Annotated in this window: 2 protein-coding genes and 1 riboswitch; both genes read left to right on the forward strand. The window is 51.4% G+C overall.

Annotated elements, in window-relative coordinates:
- The first annotated feature begins 226 nt into the window (after positions 1–226).
- Positions 227–412: a transposase domain-containing protein gene (locus GFER_RS18835; RefSeq protein WP_161807431.1), complete on the forward strand. Its 186-nt coding sequence runs from the start codon at positions 227–229 to the stop codon at positions 410–412.
- A gap of 96 nt (positions 413–508) precedes the next feature.
- Positions 509–583, forward strand: a riboswitch (cyclic di-GMP riboswitch).
- A gap of 78 nt (positions 584–661) precedes the next feature.
- Entirely contained in the window at positions 662–2,695 is a 2,034-nt protein-coding gene (locus tag GFER_RS17265) for a methyl-accepting chemotaxis protein (protein ID WP_052446553.1), read from the forward strand.
- Positions 2,696–2,775: the final 80 nt, after the last annotated feature.

Consider the following 2,775-nt stretch of genomic DNA (forward strand, 5'->3'; position numbering starts at 1 on the left):
CAACCACCCACAACCCGAGAAAAAGAAGTAATTTTCAACCAACGGGGGTGGTCAAATTTCGGTGATCACAGGTGGTCAATTTTCGGTTGTCATTTCGAGGATTTGTCGGAACAACTAAGGCAATCTGCTTTGGACGCATTCAGATATGCAAGATGATTTGTGAGACTCTCTGATCAAGAAATGGCTGTTCGTCGGCAGCGAAAACAGCGGCCAAGCCAGCGCGGTTGTGCTCTCACTGGTGCAGACCTGCCGAAATATGGGCATCAATCCTCAAGCCTATCTTGAAAATGTCTTGCGCCGCATTATGGGTCACCCCGCCCGGCGAATCGATGAGTTGCTGCCGGACCAATGGCTGGCAGTCAAGCAGAAGGATGCTGCAACGCAGCCCACCGATCAAGATGGGGTCAGTTGACGCTTACCCTGTTGATATCGTCGACCAGAAAGATTAAATTTAATAAATTTTTAATTGTAAAAATTACCAAATGCTGATAAAAAAAAAATTTCTTATTTAGACAATAGGCAAACTCGGAGCAATCCGGAGACGCAAAGCCACGGATCCACTTGGGACAGCCTGGTTGTTAAGATATTAGGTCATTGACCTTACGCTCGGCAGCATAAATTTATCTCAATTAACAAAAACTAAACTCAGAAAGGAAACCTCATGAATATCACAATTGGTCAAAAACTTACTGGAGGAATCATCCTTCTGCTGGCACTTGTTTCCTCAGGCATAGGAACAATGTCCTACTATCAAGCGGCAACTGCCCTGCAGGAACAGGTTGAAGCAAATATTTCCCTGGTAGCCAAATACGGGGGAAATATTATTCAAGAAGTTCTTCAAAAGCATCTGACAACGGTCAGTGTTATGGCAGAAAGCGCCGAAATAAAAAGTATGGATTGGGATAGACAGAAAATCGCCCTGGAACAGCAAACCCAGATGAGTGGCTATCTCGGCATGGGCGTTATCTCAATCGATGGCACGACCAGATATCCCGATGGCAGCACCGCTCAACTAGGGGACAGAAGTTATACCCGGTTGGCACTGCAGGGCACTGCAAATATTTCTGATGTCATCATCTCCAGGGCAACAAATTCGCCGGTCATGATCGTTGCCGCACCGATCCGAAAAGAAAGTGCAAAAGTATCAGGCGTTCTTCTTGCTCGTCTTGACGCAACATGGCTCAGTGAAGTGACTGATGGGATCGGTTATGGTGAAAATGGCTATTCCTATATTATCGATGGCAAGGGAACCCTGATTGCCCACAGCAATCGGGATCTGGTGCTAAACCAGACGAATTTCATCGAAGAGGCCAAGACAAAACCGGAATACACCGAACTGGCAATGATGTTTCAAAGAATGACGCGTGGGGAAACAGGCTTTGATGGCTACCCGTTCATGGGTTCTGAGCGTTTTTTTGGCTACCACCCCATTTCCGGAACCGGCTGGTCAATGGCAGTGGGTGCACACAGAGCGGATGTTTTCCACTTGCTCCCAGCCATGCGCATGATGATCATCATATTATCTCTAGTTTTCACCGCAATCGGCTCCTTGCTGGTTTTTCTTTTAGCCCGCTCTATCGTCAAACCGATCATCAAAGGTGTCAACCTGACCCAGGAGATCGCCAAAGGTGACTTCAGCATGCGTCTGAACATGGATCGTCAGGATGAAATCGGCATTCTGGCCAACGCCCTCGACGGCATGGCTGACAACCTCGCCCGTAACGCGGAATTGGCCGAACAGATTGCCGATGGCAATTTGAATGTCGAGGTACAACTGGCCTCTGACAAAGATCAACTCGGTCTGGCGCTGCAGACCATGGTCGTTAACCTGAACGATATCCTCGGTCAGATCCAGGTCGCCGGTGAGCAGATTGCCTCCGGTTCCGGTCAAGTTGCCGATTCCAGTCAGGCCCTGTCACAAGGGGCCACCGAATCGGCCAGCTCGCTGGAAGAAATCTCCGCTTCGCTGAATCAACTCTCCTCGCAAACCGGTACCAACGCCGAAAACGCCAACACCGCCAATCAGTTGGCCGCAGAAGCGCGTAACGCCGCCCAGCAGGGCAGCGAGAAGATGCAGGCAATGGTGGCGGCCATGGCCGATATCAACAATGCCGGTCAGAGTATCTCCAAGATTATCAAGGTCATTGATGAGATCGCCTTCCAGACCAATCTGCTCGCTCTTAACGCTGCGGTGGAAGCGGCCCGCGCCGGACAGCACGGCAAAGGCTTTGCCGTCGTTGCTGAAGAAGTGCGTAACCTCGCTGCCCGCAGTGCCAAAGCGGCGCAGGAGACCAGCGAGCTAATCGAAGGTTCGGTACAAAAAACCGCCAACGGTACCACCATCGCCGACCAGACCGCCCAAGCCCTGCAGTCCATCGTCAGCGGTATCGGCAAGGTCACCGACCTGGTGGCCGAGATTGCAGCAGCCAGCTCCGAGCAGGCGCAAGGAGTCAACCAGATCAACCAGGGGATTACCCAGATTGATCAGGTCACCCAGCAGAACACCGCCAGCGCTGAGGAAAGCGCCGCCGCTTCCGAAGAACTCTCCGGTCAGGCCGAGCAGATGCGTAAAATGCTGATGCGCTTCACCCTCAAACATAGCAGCAGTTCTCATAGCAATGTGCGGGCGGTACCGCAAAAGAAGATTGTAGCAAAGAAAACCAGCTGGGGCGAATCTGGGGTCGGTCGTCAATAGCGGACACCAAACCTTTATGCTGCTCGTAGTTCTTTGAAATATTGCTGCTCGTAGGCGGCCGGTGACAGATAGCCCAGCCG

The sequence above is a fragment of the Geoalkalibacter ferrihydriticus DSM 17813 genome (assembly GCF_000820505.1).
GTDB lineage: Bacteria > Desulfobacterota > Desulfuromonadia > Desulfuromonadales > Geoalkalibacteraceae > Geoalkalibacter > Geoalkalibacter ferrihydriticus.

Bases quoted from the DNA above. Each gene is read 5' to 3' on its own strand.
- GFER_RS17265 (WP_052446553.1), top strand. From the start codon at position 662: ATGAATATCACAATTGGTCAAAAACTTACTGGAGGAATCATCCTTCTG.